This is a genomic window from Nocardia sp. Tas62D01 (genome assembly GCF_055232035.1).
Map to the genome: position 1 here is coordinate 3,632,900 of NZ_JBUYUZ010000001.1, position 13,535 is coordinate 3,646,434.

12 protein-coding genes are annotated in these 13,535 nt (G+C 64.9%); 7 read left to right on the plus strand and 5 right to left on the minus strand.

Annotation, left to right across the window (positions count from 1 at the left end; all coding sequences use genetic code 11):
• The first annotated feature begins 4 nt into the window (after positions 1–4).
• Positions 5–250: a hypothetical protein gene (locus ACV7NQ_RS17640; protein WP_463360675.1), complete on the plus strand. Its 246-nt coding sequence runs from the start codon at positions 5–7 to the stop codon at positions 248–250.
• A 301-nt stretch (positions 251–551) separates the two neighbouring features.
• Here ACV7NQ_RS17640 and ACV7NQ_RS17645 read toward each other — a convergent pair whose 3' ends face one another.
• The gene (locus ACV7NQ_RS17645; protein WP_463360676.1) at positions 552–2,849 is read right to left on the minus strand and encodes an MMPL family transporter; all 2,298 of its coding nucleotides are present in this window, start codon (positions 2,847–2,849) and stop codon (positions 552–554) included.
• Between the two features lie 202 nt (positions 2,850–3,051).
• Here ACV7NQ_RS17645 and ACV7NQ_RS17650 point away from each other — a divergent pair, with 202 nt between their 5' ends.
• The 5 genes from ACV7NQ_RS17650 to tgt all read left to right on the plus strand — a co-directional run bounded on the left by ACV7NQ_RS17650 (position 3,052) and on the right by tgt (position 9,248).
• Positions 3,052–3,645, plus strand: coding sequence for a TetR/AcrR family transcriptional regulator (locus ACV7NQ_RS17650; protein WP_463360677.1), 594 nt, complete (start codon positions 3,052–3,054; stop codon positions 3,643–3,645).
• Between the two features lie 38 nt (positions 3,646–3,683).
• A complete protein-coding gene (locus ACV7NQ_RS17655) occupies positions 3,684–4,223 on the plus strand; it encodes an RrF2 family transcriptional regulator (RefSeq protein WP_463360678.1) in 540 nt (179 codons plus the stop codon).
• A gap of 81 nt (positions 4,224–4,304) precedes the next feature.
• The gene (locus tag ACV7NQ_RS17660; RefSeq protein ID WP_463360679.1) at positions 4,305–6,038 is read left to right on the plus strand and encodes an ABC transporter ATP-binding protein; all 1,734 of its coding nucleotides are present in this window, start codon (positions 4,305–4,307) and stop codon (positions 6,036–6,038) included.
• Entirely contained in the window at positions 6,035–7,948 is a 1,914-nt protein-coding gene (locus ACV7NQ_RS17665; RefSeq protein ID WP_463360680.1) for an ABC transporter ATP-binding protein, read from the plus strand. The genes ACV7NQ_RS17660 and ACV7NQ_RS17665 overlap by 4 nt, the downstream gene beginning before the upstream one ends.
• Positions 7,949–8,009: 61 nt before the next feature.
• Positions 8,010–9,248: a tRNA guanosine(34) transglycosylase Tgt gene (tgt, locus tag ACV7NQ_RS17670; protein WP_463360681.1), complete on the plus strand. Its 1,239-nt coding sequence runs from the start codon at positions 8,010–8,012 to the stop codon at positions 9,246–9,248.
• A gap of 520 nt (positions 9,249–9,768) precedes the next feature.
• Here tgt and ACV7NQ_RS17675 read toward each other — a convergent pair.
• Positions 9,769–10,551: a queuosine precursor transporter gene (locus ACV7NQ_RS17675; protein ID WP_463360682.1), complete on the minus strand. Its 783-nt coding sequence runs from the start codon at positions 10,549–10,551 to the stop codon at positions 9,769–9,771.
• A 29-nt stretch (positions 10,552–10,580) separates the two neighbouring features.
• On the opposite strand from ACV7NQ_RS17675, the gene ACV7NQ_RS17680 reads away from it, so the two are divergent.
• The gene (locus ACV7NQ_RS17680) at positions 10,581–11,114 is read left to right on the plus strand and encodes a DUF4190 domain-containing protein (protein ID WP_463360683.1); all 534 of its coding nucleotides are present in this window, start codon (positions 10,581–10,583) and stop codon (positions 11,112–11,114) included.
• Positions 11,115–11,195: 81 nt separating this feature from the next.
• Here ACV7NQ_RS17680 and ACV7NQ_RS17685 read toward each other — a convergent pair whose 3' ends face one another.
• The 3 genes from ACV7NQ_RS17685 to ACV7NQ_RS17695 are packed head-to-tail and all read right to left on the minus strand — an operon-like array spanning position 11,196 to position 13,457.
• Positions 11,196–11,945, minus strand: coding sequence for an RDD family protein (locus tag ACV7NQ_RS17685; RefSeq protein WP_463360684.1), 750 nt, complete (start codon positions 11,943–11,945; stop codon positions 11,196–11,198).
• Between the two features lie 44 nt (positions 11,946–11,989).
• On the minus strand, positions 11,990–12,922 hold the full coding sequence (gluQRS, locus tag ACV7NQ_RS17690; RefSeq protein ID WP_463360685.1) for a tRNA glutamyl-Q(34) synthetase GluQRS: 933 nt from the start codon (positions 12,920–12,922) through the stop codon (positions 11,990–11,992).
• Between the two features lie 31 nt (positions 12,923–12,953).
• A complete protein-coding gene (locus ACV7NQ_RS17695) occupies positions 12,954–13,457 on the minus strand; it encodes a DUF309 domain-containing protein (protein ID WP_463360686.1) in 504 nt (167 codons plus the stop codon).
• Between the last annotated feature and the right edge of the window lie 78 nt (positions 13,458–13,535).

Here is a 13,535-nt window from a genome sequence, read left to right on the forward strand (position 1 = left end):
GGCAATGCGCGAGCGAACGATCAACCGGAGACCGCAACACGAGACAAGAACGCGAATCGTCAGTCTGCTGCTCCTTGTCTGGTTGGCCATCGGCCTCATTGCCGCCGGTCAGCGCCACTATTTCGATAGCGGCCCACTCAACTGCGCCGGTTACGGCACGGTCGCCGTCACCGCGGTCGCAGGTCCGCTCAACTACATGGGTGTAAACCCCAAGATCTCGGTATGTCAGTTGCCGCAGCCGAGCCAGTGACCCGGCCGTTCGGTGACACAGCCAGCCAGCAACGCCGCCGTCGGGTGACACCGCCTGATTCGTGACGCCCCCGACACAACCGCGCCCCTCATCCGAATTCGGATGGGGGGCGCGGGAATCTCATCGACCCGATTCAGCCGGAAGCGGCCGCTTGTTTAACAGCTGCGGGTCCGTACACGGACACAGGCTCGCCTCGCGGTGATCGGATCGCGGCACAAGATCAAGAACAGGGCGGAAAAGCACTCGGCCCGGCAGCCGGTTTCCGGGTGCGGGGCCGAGCGGTCGTTCAGGTGCGGGTCGGTCAGCCGACCGGGACCGGCTCCTTGTCCAGCTGCACAGACTTCTGCTGCAGCTCACGCAGCTTCGTGCCCTCGACGTCGATTTCGGGCAGGATCCGATCCAGCCACTTCGGCATCCACCAAGACCAGTTGCCCATCAGGACCAGCAGCGACGGGATCAGGATCATCCGGACGATGAAGGCGTCCAGCAGCACGCCCACCGCCAGTGCGAAGCCGAACGACTTTGCGGTGGCGTCGGATTCGAGCAGGAAGGATCCGAACACCGAGATCATGATGATCGCCGCCGCGGTCACCACCCGGGCGCCGTGGTGGTAGCCGCCGACCATGGCTTCCTTCGCGGACTTGCCCGCCACGAATTCCTCGCGCATGCGGGTCACCAGGAACACCTGGTAGTCCATGGCAAGGCCGAACACCAGACCGATCAACATGATCGGCAGGAAGCTGATGATCGGGTGCGGGTCGTCGATCAACCCGAACTTGCCCTCCTGGAAGATCAGCACCGTGGCGCCGAAGGTGGCCGCCATGGACAGCAGGAAGCCGAGTGCGGCCGTCAGCGGTACCAGGATCGAGCGGAAGACCAGGATCAGCAACAGGAACGCCGCGCCCGCCACGATCGCCAGGTAGGGCACGATCTTGCCGAGCAACACATGGTCGACATCGGCGAAGATCGCCGTACTGCCGGTGATGCCGTACTCCATGCCGTATTCGGATTTCAGCTGTGACTCGGCTTTGCGAGCGTTACCGACCAAGTCCTTGGTGGCCTGATTGTTCGGCCCCGACTTCGGCACGCCGTCCAGCAGCGCGCCCGCCTTGTCCGCGCCGCTCCACTTCGGTGCGGTGACGTAGTCCATGCCGGAGTAGGATTCCAGCTTGCTGCGTAGCGCGGCGACCGCGGCCTCGCGGCGATCGGCGGGCACATTGGTGAGGTCGGCCGCGACGTTCAGCACGCCGTTGCTGCCCTCGCCGAAGCCCTCGGTGCGCAACTCGTACGCCTTGCGGATGGTGGAGGTCTTCGGCTGGCTGTCGTCGCCGGGCAGGCCGAGGTTCAGGCCCGCGGCTGGTGCGGCGAGTAGTCCGAGCACGACCACGCTGAGCAGCAGGGTAACCGCGGGCGCCTTGCCGATCAGCTTGCCGAAGCGCATGCCGTTGGTGACCGAGGTTTCGTCCTCCGGGTCGTGCTTGGCGATCAACGGCAGCTTCGGCTTGAACAGGAAGCGGCCGAACGCGCCGAGCAGCGCGGGCATCAGCGTGATCGCGGTGAGCACGGCGAAGCCGGCGGCGATCGCGCCACCCAGACCCATGAAGGTCAAGAACTGGACACCGACAATGCTGAGTCCGGCCAGGGCGATGATCACGGTGAGGCCCGCGAAAACGACCGCGGAACCGGCCGTGCCGAGCGCCGTACCAGCCGCCTCTTCCGGCGAATCCTGTACCGCCAGTTCATGTTTGTACCGCGACACGATGAAAAGCGCATAGTCGATCGACAGCGCGATACCGATCATCGAGGCGAGGAAGGTGGTGAAGCTGGGCACCTCGATCACCGAGGTGCCGAGGAAGATCAGCGAGGTGGCCGCACCGAGGCCGATGATCGCGGTGATGATCGGCACGAAGGCGGCGACGATCGCACCGAAAGCGACGACCATGACGATCAGCGCGATGCCCATGCCGATCTGCTCGGACTTGCCGCTCGGCATCTGCTGTTGGGTCGCGATCGAGCCGCTCATCTCCACGGCGAGCCCGGCATTGCGCGCGTCGCTTGCCACGTCATACGCCGCTTTGCGCTGCTCGGAGGTGACATCGGTGAACTTCTTGATAGTGAACGGCACGCTCATGAAGGCGACCGAATCGGGTTCGGTCTTGCTGAGCACGTTCAGCGGCGCGCCACTGCACTTGGTCGGATCGGCGTCGGTCAGGCAGCCCATCTTGTCAGCCGCCTGGACCGGGTTCATGACCGGCTTGCTGTGATCGACGATGTCGAGTTGGCCGAGCTTGGCGATGAACGCATCGAGCGCCGCACGGTTCGCCGGGTCGGTCAACTTCTGCCCCGCGGGTGCGGCGATGACGTATGTTCCGGTGACGGCATCGAACTTGAAGGCGTCCGAGGCGCCGGGGAAGTGCTTGTCGAGGATGTCGTTGGCCCGGGCGGACGGCAGCGCCGGCATGCTGAAATCATTGCTCATCGGCTGCTTAAGCTGCGTGCCGAGGCCGCCGAGGAAGACGAAGAGGATGAGCCAGACCGGAAGCACTATCCATTTCCGGCGGAAAGCGAACTTTCCCCATCTATACAGGTAAACGGACACGAGGGTTCTCCTAGCGATGACTGAGGGCGGGCTGATTCGCGGCCTGTAGACAGCACTCGCGGGGAGCCCTGCCTGCCCCGTCTCCACGTGACGCTTTCTGCCTACCGTGCGGTAGGTAGATTACCCAGAGGCTAAGCGGAGGTACAACCTCAACTTCGGTGGCAACGTTAGCTCAGCTCAGGAGTGATGAGAGGATCATCCGATGACCGTCCCTGACGCAACCGGCGCCGTTTCCGCAGGTGGCGGCACCAAGATGGCGATACGCGACGCCGCGGTGCAGCTATTCGGCGCCAAGGGATTCGAACAGACGAGCCTGCGCGAGGTCGCGGATGCGGTAGGAATCACAAAGGCGTCGCTCTACTATCACTACGCCTCGAAGTTAGATCTATTACTCGCGATCATCGATCCGATCATCGATCACATGCGTGCGGTCGTCGAGGATCTCAACTCGGTGCCGCACGATGCCGAAGGCGTGCGTGCGGTGCTGCGTGACTATCTGCGCGGCATGATCCGCAATCGCGATGCCGGGGCGCTGTGCGTGCGCGACACGGTGGCCATCATCAATGCGATGGCCGACCGGTATCCCGACCTGATGGATTCGAACCGACGCCTGCGCATCTGGCTGGCCGGAGCGGACGCGTCCGACGAGGCGATGCTGCGCGCGTGCGCGGCGCTGGAGGTGCTCGGAGTGGCGCTGTTGTCCCAGGAGTTGGTGCCGGGTGCGGCCGATTCCATGGTGGAAACGACGCTGCTCGACGCGGCCACCTGCGTGCTCACCGCCTGCGGCACCGCGTAGATTCGACCTGGTCATCCGATAGTTCAGGAGTCGCCGCTGTGCACATCACCGCGAAGGTCGATTACGCGGTGCGGACCTTGCTCGAGATCGCCCGCGCACCGCGGGTGAGCCAGGCCCAGATCGGATCTGACGCCGTGGTCCTGCCGGACGGCTCGATCGTGCAGGCAGTCCCGATGATCACGGCCGCCGCGGTAGTGAAAGCCGATGCGATTGCTACCGCCCAGCGAATTCCGCCGAAGGTGCTGGAAACCGTGCTTGCCGAACTCCGCAGGGCCGACCTCGTGACAAGTAGGCGTGGCCCCGACGGCGGCTACTGGCTGGCCCGCCCGGCCGCCGAGATCTCCATCGCCGACGTGATCCGGGCGATCGAGGGTCCGCTCGCTTCGGTGCGCGGGCAGCGTCCCGAGGACGTGAACTACCCGGGCGCGGCCGAGCCGTTGCAGCGGGTGTGGATCGCGCTGCGGGTGAATATTCGCGCCGTGCTCGAGAACGTCTCCATTGATGACATCGCCCAGAATCGCCTGCCGGGATTCGTGGCGGCGCTCACCGAAGACCCCGGCGCGTGGGCGCGTAGGTAATACCCGCGCACAATGCGCATCGACGCTGGTCAGGAATCCGCGCGACGCGCGTCGGTGTTTGCCGGTAGCCTCCCAATCATTATGTTGATCAGACTGCTCCGTACCTACCTGTACCCATATCGGGCGCAATTGGCGGGGGTCGTTGTGCTCCAGTTGATTTCCGTCATCGCGATGCTTTACCTGCCGAGCCTGAACGCCGATCTGATCGACAATGGAGTCACCAAGGGTGACATCGGTTACATCTGGACCACCGGCTTATGTATGCTCGCGGTGACGGGTGTGCAGATCGTCGCGTCCGCGTCCTCGGTCTATCTCGGCGCACAGGCCGCGATGGGTGCGGGGCGGGATCTGCGTGGCGCCGTGCTGCACCGGGTGGGCACCTTTTCCGCCCGCGAGGTCGGCATGTTCGGTGCGCCGTCGCTGATCACCCGCAATACCAACGACATCCAGCAGGTGCAGCTGCTCATCGTGATGTCCGCGACGATCCTGGTGATGGCGCCGATCATGTGCATCGGCGGCATCATCATGGCGCTGCGCGAAGACCTCGGCCTGTCCTGGCTGCTACTGATCGCGGTGCCCGCGCTGGCGATCTCGATGGGTTTCATCGTCGCCAAGATGGTGCCCGGCTTCCGCGCCATGCAGACTAAGATCGACGAGGTCAATCGGGTGCTGCGGGAACAGATCACCGGCATTCGGGTGGTGCGAGCGTTCGTCAGGGAGCGGCAGGAAACCTGGCGCTTCGGGGTGGCCAATACCGAGCTGACCGATACCGCGCTGCAGGTCGGCAGGCTGATGGCGCTGATGTTCCCGCTGGTGATGCTGATCAGCAATGTCACCGCGGTGGCGGTGATCTGGTTCGGCGGGCACGCTATCGAAGCCGGCACCATGCAGATCGGTTCGCTCACCGCGATGCTGTCCTACATCATGCAGATCCTGATGGCCGTGATGATGGCCTCGTTCCTGGCCATGATGGCGCCGCGCGCCGCGGTCTCGGCGGATCGGATCGGCGAGGTGCTCGACACCGAAACATCGGTGGTGCCGCCGCGGCTGCCGCAGCCGTTCAAGGGTGATCCGGGATCGGTCGACATCGCATTCGCCGAGTTCGCGTTCCCCGGTGCGGAGAAGCCGGTGTTGCGCGCCATCAGGTTCCAGGTCGAACCGGGCACCACCACCGCCATCGTCGGTTCCACCGGTGCGGGCAAGACCACGCTGCTCAACCTGATTCCCCGGCTGATCGACGTTACCGACGGCGCCGTCTACGTCGGCGGGACCGATGTCCGCCACATCGACCTCGAGCTGCTGCGCACCCAGATCGGCCTGATACCGCAGAAGGCGTACCTGTTCTCCGGAACGGTGGCGAGCAACCTGCGCTACGGCAATCCGGACGCCACCGACGAGGATCTGTGGCAGGCGCTGGAAATCGCCCAGGCCGCCGACTTCGTGCGGGACATGCCACTGGGTTTGGAGACACCGGTCGCGCAGGGCGGGACCACGGTGTCGGGCGGCCAGCGTCAGCGCCTTGCCATCGCGCGGGCGCTGGTTAAACAGCCGCGGATCTATCTGTTCGACGATTCCTTCTCCGCGCTGGATGTCGCCACCGATGCCAGGCTGCGCGAAGCGCTCCGGCCGGTGACCAGGAACTCCTCGGTAATCATTGTGGGGCAACGGATTTCCACCATCCGCGATGCCGATCAGATCGTGGTGCTCGAGGACGGCGCCATGGCCGGGATCGGCACCCATGAAAAGCTGATGCGCGACTGTCCGGAATACCAAGAGATCTGCGCATCGCAGCTCAGTGCGGAGGAAGTCCGATGAGGCCCGGAATGCCGAGTCCCGGTGCGCCGGATACCAAACCGAAGTCGTTCAAGCCATCGCTGAAGCGGCTGCTGCGCAGGCTCGCTCCGGAACGGGCGTACGTCATCCTGATCGTGTTGCTCGTCATCACGGCGGTGGTGCTGAACACGCTCGGCCCGTACATCCTCGGCAAGGCGACCAATCTGGTCTTCGACGGCGTGGTCGGCAAGCAGCTGCCCGCGGGTATCAGCAAGGACCAGGCGATCGAGGCGCTGCGGGCGAAGGGCGACAACACCTTTGCCGACATGCTCGGCGCCATGAATGTCACCCCCGGTGTCGGCGTCGACTTCAACGCCGTCGGCCGGGTGCTGGTGCTGGTGCTGGTGCTCTACGTCGCCGCCGCCGTGTTCGGCTGGCTGCAGGGCATCCTGCTCAACCTCGTCATCAACCGCACGGTGAAGCGGCTGCGCAGCGACGTCGAGGAAAAACTGCATCGACTTCCGTTGAGCTACTTCGATTCCGCGCCGCGCGGCGATATGCTCAGCCGCGTCACCAACGACGTCGACAATGTGTCACAGAGCCTGCAGCAGACCATGAGTCAGCTGCTGACCTCGGTGTTCTCGGTGCTCGGCATCCTGATCATGATGTTCTGGATCTCGCCGCTGCTCGCGGTGATCGCGCTGCTCACCGTCCCGGCGGCCATTGTCGTCACCGCGCAGATCGCCAAGCGGTCCAAACCGCACTTCGTGAACCAGTGGAAGTACACCGGCATGGTGAACGCCCAGGTCGAAGAGGCATTCACCGGGCACGAAATCGTCACCGCGTTCGGCCGTAACCGCGAGGTCGGCAAGGAGTTCGACAAGCGCAACGACGAGCTCTACGACGCCAGCTTCAAGGCGCAGTTCATCTCCGGCCTGATCATGCCCGCCATCATGTTCCTCGGGAACGTGAACTTCGTGCTGGTTGCGCTCGTCGGTGGCCTGCGCGTGGCGACAGGCAGCCTGTCGCTCGGTGAGGTGCAAGCGTTCATCCAGTACTCCCGGCAGTTCAGCCAGCCGCTGACCCAGATCGGCGCGATGGCCAACCTGCTGCAGTCCGGCGTGGCCTCGGCCGAGCGGATCTTCGAGATCCTCGACGCCGAAGAGCAGTTGCCCGACCCGGCGGTGGAGAACGCTCGTCCGGTCGACCGCGGCCGGGTCGAATTCGAGGCCGTCTCGTTCCGCTACGAACCGGAGACGCCGATCATCGAGCGACTGTCGCTGGTCGCCGAGCCAGGGCATGTGGTGGCCATCGTCGGTCCGACCGGCGCGGGCAAGACCACGCTGGTGAACCTGCTGATGCGGTTCTACGAGCTGGACGCGGGCACCATCACCATTGACGATGTCGACATCACCGAGATCACCCGCGACCACCTGCGCTCCCGGATCGGCATGGTGCTGCAGGATACCTGGCTCTTCCGCGGCACCATCCGAGAGAACATCGCCTACGGAAATCCGAACGCCAGCGAGCAGGACATCATTGCCGCGGCGCGCGCCGCGTATGTCGACCGGTTCGTGCACGCACTGCCCGACGGCTACGACACCATCATCGACGAGGAAGGCTCGGGGGTGAGCGCAGGTGAGAAGCAACTCATCACCATCGCCCGCGCCTTCCTGGCGAAACCGTCCATCCTGGTCCTCGACGAGGCGACCAGCTCGGTCGACACCCGCACCGAGGTGCTCGTCCAGCACGCGACCGCGGCGCTGCGCCGCGACCGCACCAGCTTTGTCATCGCGCATCGCCTTTCCACTATTCGCGACGCCGACCTGATCGTCGTGATGGAAGCGGGCCGCATCGTCGAACACGGCAACCACGAACGCCTGCTGGACGAGCGCGGCGCCTACTACCGCCTCTACAACGCCCAGTTCGCCGCGGCCGCGGCCGACGCCTGACCTGAATTCCGGCCCCCGCCCCATCGTCTCCGGAGGATTGCCGTCCTGGGAGGATATTCGGGTGTCTGATCCGGAATCCTTCTCGTTCACCGTCGGTACTCGCCTGGATGGTGGGCGGCACGGTCGGTCCGGCGTGATCAGCACACCGCACGGGACGATCGCGACGCCCGCGTTCATCCCGGTCGGCACCAAGGCGACCGTGAAGGCGGTGCTGCCGGAGACGATGAAGGAGATCGGTTCGCAGGCGCTGCTGGCCAACGCATATCATCTGTATCTGCAGCCCGGCCCGGACATCGTGGACGAGGCGGGCGGGCTCGGCAAGTTCATGAACTGGGACGGACCCACCTTCACCGACAGCGGCGGCTTCCAGGTGATGTCGCTGGGCGTCGGGTTCAAGAAGGTGCTCGCGATGGAGGCCGTGGACGTCCGCAGCGACGATGTGATCGCCAAGGGCAAGGAGCGGCTGGCGACCGTCGACGACGACGGCGTCACCTTCCGCTCGCACCTGGACGGATCCAAGCACCGGTTCACGCCGGAAGTGTCGATGGGCATCCAGCACCAGCTCGGCGCGGACATCATCTTCGCCTTCGACGAGCTCACCACCCTGCTCAATACCCGTGGCTACCAGGAGAAGTCGTTGCAGCGCACGCACGAGTGGGCGCAGCGCTGCATCGACGAGCACGAGCGGCTGACCGCGGCGCGCGCGCACCGCCCGTATCAGGCGCTGTTCGCCGTGATCCAGGGCGCGCAGTACGAAGACCTGCGTCGCAAGGCATGTCGCGAGCTGGAATCGATACGGGGCAGTGCCGGAACGAGTTTCGACGGCTACGGCGTCGGCGGCGCACTGGAAAAGCACAACCTCGGCACCATCGTCGGCTGGTGCTGCGACGAACTGCCCGAGGACAAACCACACCACATGCTCGGCATCAGCGAGCCCGAGGACATCTTCACCGCCGTGGAAAACGGCGCGGACACCTTCGACTGCGTGAACCCGTCCCGGGTCGCCCGCAATGCCGCCATCTATGTCGCCGAGGGCCGATTCAATATCAATACCGCGCGTTTCCGCCGCGACTTCACCCCGATCGACGACACCTGCGACTGCTACACCTGCGCGCACTACACCCGGGCCTACATCCATCACCTGTTCAAGGCCAAGGAGATGCTCGCCTCGACGCTGTGCACAATTCACAATGAGCGCTACACGATTCGGCTCGTCGACCGCATTCGCGAGAGCCTCGAGGGCGGCTACTTCGACGAGTACAAGGCCGAAACCCTCGGCCGCTGGCAGGGCTGTGTTTGATTTGCAGCGCCTGCGGCGCTGCGTGTTCGCGGCCCTGAAGGCTCGCGTCCGAGCGGTGCGAGACTCGCGACTGCGTCGCATGCGCTTCGGCCACTCGGCCGCGAGCCGGCCGCGAACGGCGCTCGTAAGACTCGCGCCGTGGTGGTCAGCAGACCAGTAGCTGTGTTTGATTTGCGGCGCTGCGTGTTCGCGGCCCTGAAGGCTCGCGTCCGAGCGGTGCGAGACTCGCGACTGCGTCGCATGCGCTTCGGCCACTCGGCCGCGAGCCGGCCGCGAACGGCGCTCGTAAGACTCGCGCCGTGGTGGTCAGCAGACCAGTAGCTGTGTTTGATTTACAGCGCCTGCGGCGCTGCGTGTTCGCGGCCCCGAAGGCTTGCGTCCGAGTGGCCGAGACTGGCGACTGCGTCGCATGCGCTTCGGCCACTCGGCCGCGAGCCGGCCGCGAACGGTGCTCGTAAGACAGAGCCGTGGTGGTTGCGAAATGCCCGCGACGTGGAGCGGGATCAGGACGTGGGCCGAATCAGCTGAGCAATGCTGGGGTTTCGCGCGGGGCGTAGCTCGGTTCGTGCTTCTTCAAGAAGGCGATCACCCGGTAGGTGATGGGCAGCACGATGACCTCGGCCAGCGTCTTCCAAATGAACCCGACGATCACGTAATTCACGAACTGGCCCCAGCTGTCGATGCCGATGGCGGTGGCCGCGATCGAGCAGAAGATCAGTGTGTCACCGAACTCGCCGACCACAGTGGAACCGATCAGCCGCGCCCACAGGTGCTTCTCCTTGGTACGTTCCTTGATGAGCACCAGCGTCGCCGAGTTCAGCATCTCGCCGACGAAGTAGCCGGTGAGCCCGGCGGCGACGAGCTGCGGGGTCGTTCCGATGACGGACCGGAACGCGTCCTGGTTTTCATAGAAGCTCGCGGCGGGCAGGCCGATGGCGATCTCGAAGCACACCACCGCCACCAGCAGGATGGCGAAGCCGTAGTAGATGGCCCTGCGGGCGGCGCGGAAGCCGTATACCTCGCTGAGCACGTCGCCGATGATGTAGGCGAGGGGGAAAAGGAACCAGGCGCCGTCGGTGGTGATCGGCAAGATCTCCAACGGCCCCAGCTTCACCGAATGATCGGCGAAATATTGAACGCCTTTGGTGGCGCAGATGTTTGAGATGATCAGCGTTGCGGTGAACAACGCCACGATCGGTGCGTAGTACCCTCGCGCGACCTGGGCGAATGCCGCATGGTCCGGCGCGGGGTGTCCAGATCCGTCGTGTTCTTCGGTTTTAATCGACTCACTCACGCGCTTCATCCAACCAGGTTGTGGAATACCCTGTAGCAATGACGAATCCCGGCGATTCCGACGAGTGGTGGAAACAGTACGGCGGCCAAGGCGTGTCGCCGGAGTCTGGCGCACCCGGTTCGGTTCCGCAATATCCGACCGCTGAGCCGTCCGGATACCCGTCGGCTCCGCAGTACCCGCAGCAGCCTGCCCCGCAGATGACACCGCCGCCCCAACCACAGTATCCGACCTATCAGCCGCAGCAGCCTGGCGCGCAGCCGTATCCGCAGGCGCCGAATTATGGCTACCAGAACGCTGCCTACCCGAATGCATACCAGCCCTACGGTTATCCGCAGGCGCAGGGGACCAGCGGTATGGCCATCGGCGCGCTGATCGCGTCCCTGCTCGGGTTCGTCACCTGCGGTATCGGGTCGATTGTCGGGATTATCCTCGGCGCTATCGCGGTGAATCAGATCAAGCAGTCCGGCCAGGACGGCCGCGGTATGGCGTTGGCGGGCATCTGGATCGGTGTCGGCGTGATCGTGCTGTCGGTGGTGTGGTTCGTCATCGTCCTGGCCAGCAGCAGCACCTAGTTCTCGAAGGCACCGAAAACGTCAGGGGCGCACCCGATTCGGGTGCGCCCCTGCGCGTTGTGTCGATCGTGCGAGCCGGTATCAGCCCTTGACGACCTGGGTGCCGCCAGCGAACTTATCGTGCCAGCCCTGTTTGTTCGGGTCCTGCGAGGTGGAGATGATCATGTAGATGACCAGGCCGAGCGCGACCAGGCCGCCGATGCACGGGATGACCTCCGCCGCCACGTAGATGTTGCGCTTGAACGAGGTCTCCGGGCTGATCTTCGCCGCGCCGCCGGGCGCGAGCACCTTGAGACCCAGCAACTTCTTGCCGAGGGTGGTGCCCTGAGTGGTCTCCATGCCGATGAAGTAGCCGAGCAGCGCGAGCGAAACCACCACGCCGTTCACGATCGACCCGGTGGTGCTGCCGAAGCCGAAGATGACGGTGACGATGATGAAGACCGGGATGCCGACAATCAGGTGGTCGATGACACGAGCACCGATGCGGGACCCGACATCACCCGGCTGGCCGCCGCCGTAGCCATAGCCGGGCTGTCCGCCATACGGCTGCTGCGGGTACGGCTGGCCGTAGGGGTCCTGCGGCTGTCCGTACTGGGGCGGCTGCCCGTATTGCGGCTGCTGGCCGTACTGGGGCGGCTGCTGGCCGTAGGGGTCCTGCGGCTGTCCGTATTGCGGCTGTTGTCCGTACTGGGGCGGCTGCTGCCCGTATTGGGGCGGCTGCTGGCCGTAAGGATCCTGTGGCGGCTGGCCCTGGGGATACTGCTGCCCGCCCTGTGGATATTGCTGCCCGCCCTGCGGATACTTGTTGGGGTCGTACCCACCGCTTGTCATATTGAGTCCTCGTCAGTGATCAGTAGATCGGTCGAGTGCGTACGTTACGGACATCGGCTGCGTTGCAACAACCCATTCTCGTCGAGTATCCACGGTTCTCTGGGCAGATGGGTGGGTGTGAAACGGCCGAGGACCTCGACCGGCGACAACGGCGGATATCCGAGCGAACAGGCCAGCGCGGCGGCCACCTGCTCGGGCGTGTTGCCGAGCGCGGCCTGATCGGCGAGGGTCACCGCGCCGTCGCGTTTGGCCAGCCGCTGTCCGTGCTCGTTCAAGACCAGCGGTACATGGACGTATTGCGGAACCGGCAGGTCGAGCAGCGATGCCAGATACGCCTGTCGGGGCGTGGACGACAGCAGATCGTCGCCACGCACCACCTGATCGACCCCCTGTGCGGCATCGTCCACCACCACCGCCAGGTTGTAGGCCGGGATACCGTCGCCGCGGCGCAGCACCACGTCGTCCACCGGGCCGCGGTAGGGACCGTGCAGCTCATCGATGATTTCGAACTCGGTCGCGGTCGCGCGCAGGCGCAGCGCCGCGGGGCGACCGTTGGCCCGATGTTCGGCGCGCGCGGCGTCGGTCAGCGTCCGGCAGGTACCGGGGTAGGAGCCCATCGGTCCGTGCGGTGCGATCGCGGCCCGCTGGATTTCTCTTCTGGTGCAATAGCACTCATAGGTGAGCCCGCCATCGGTCAGTCGATCGATGGCCGCCTGATAGAGAGGCAGTCGTTCGGATTGCCGGACGACCGGCCCATCCCAGTCGAGGCCGACCGCGGCCAGATCCGCCAGCTGTCGCGCCTCTGCGCCCTGGCGCACCCGGTCCAGATCCTCTATTCGCATCAGGAAGCGCCGCCCGGTCGAGCGGGCGAACAGCCAGGCCAACAGTGCCGTGCGCAGGTTTCCCAGGTGTAGATCGCCGGACGGGCTCGGTGCGTACCTGCCCGCGCCGCGCGCTACGTCGGAGACGATTGACACTTTTGCCATGTTAGGGGTGGTCTGCGGTCGGTCATGGTCGGCCCTGCAGCCGTGGTTTGAGCCGATCGGCGGCGATCGGTGTCGCGGAATCCAGTTCGGCGAGCAGAGACTCGGCGTGCGCGATCAATCCTGGTCGGTCGATTCCGTAAGGGGTATCGACATCCGTTTCGCCGCTATTGTCCGGTTGGTAGGTAGTCAGCCGGGTCACGGCGCGGGTCAGCAGGGTGCGCGCGCCCTTGGGATTGTCGCGCTGGATGTGTGTCAGAGCGACCGCGTATTGCGCTAAACCCTGCCACAGCATCCGTTCGGCGAACGGTCCGTTCTTCCATGCGGCCTCCAATACCTCGTGTGCGTTGAATGCCAAGCCTTCATCCAGCAGTTGCTGGGCGTAGGAAAGAGTTTGCTCGGGCGGCAGAGTCAGGTCATCCGGAATTCGCCGTATGCCGGGGCTGCCGAGCGGTAGCGGGCGCCCGAATCTGTCACGTGGGCGGGGATTGCGGGCACGACCTGCCTCGTCGCGGGGGCGTTCGACCATAGACCCATGATCCACGGGTCGTTGCGAAGCTGTCGAGGCAACGGGGTGGAGGTGATCAAATGACGGATCACGGAGTAA

Excerpts from the sequence above, each read along its gene's own strand:
- ACV7NQ_RS17665 (WP_463360680.1), top strand. The coding sequence starts at position 6,035 with ATGAGGCCCGGAATGCCGAGTCCCGGTGCGCCGGATACCAAACCGAAG.
- ACV7NQ_RS17660 (WP_463360679.1), top strand. The coding sequence starts at position 4,305 with ATGTTGATCAGACTGCTCCGTACCTACCTGTACCCATATCGGGCGCAA.
- ACV7NQ_RS17640 (WP_463360675.1), top strand. The coding sequence starts at position 5 with ATGCGCGAGCGAACGATCAACCGGAGACCGCAACACGAGACAAGAACG.
- ACV7NQ_RS17685 (WP_463360684.1), bottom strand. The coding sequence starts at position 11,945 with ATGACAAGCGGTGGGTACGACCCCAACAAGTATCCGCAGGGCGGGCAG.
- ACV7NQ_RS17675 (WP_463360682.1), bottom strand. The coding sequence starts at position 10,551 with ATGAAGCGCGTGAGTGAGTCGATTAAAACCGAAGAACACGACGGATCT.
- ACV7NQ_RS17680 (WP_463360683.1), top strand. The coding sequence starts at position 10,581 with ATGACGAATCCCGGCGATTCCGACGAGTGGTGGAAACAGTACGGCGGC.
- ACV7NQ_RS17695 (WP_463360686.1), bottom strand. The coding sequence starts at position 13,457 with ATGGTCGAACGCCCCCGCGACGAGGCAGGTCGTGCCCGCAATCCCCGC.
- ACV7NQ_RS17650 (WP_463360677.1), top strand. The coding sequence starts at position 3,052 with ATGACCGTCCCTGACGCAACCGGCGCCGTTTCCGCAGGTGGCGGCACC.